This is a genomic window from Gilvimarinus sp. 1_MG-2023 (assembly GCF_030548285.1).
In genome coordinates, this window is record NZ_JAUOSC010001407.1 from 1 (window position 1) to 250 (window position 250).

Sequence of the window (250 nt, forward strand, 5' to 3'; positions counted from 1 at the left end):
CCCCAAGTCAGGTAATCCCACATACGTTCAAAAATGCGGCCACTGCGGGTCGCCCGCTGTTGCGCTTCTGCCGCACTCAACTCGCGCACGGAGTGTGCCTGCGCCAGACAGTCCAGTTCGATGCGGGCGGCGTCATCCAGATACCAGGTCAGGGACACCGCTTCTTCCAGTGAGACCGATGCCGTGACCACGCCATTACCACGCATCACAATGGCATTGCCATCACCCAGCTGATCGGCCAGGGCATTGG

Annotated in this window: 1 protein-coding gene; it reads right to left on the bottom strand. The window is 60.8% G+C overall.

Features of this window, described 5'->3' with window-relative positions; translation table 11 throughout:
- On the bottom strand, positions 1–250 hold a 250-nt coding region (locus Q4563_RS21465; protein WP_336623073.1), incomplete at both ends, for a class II aldolase/adducin family protein.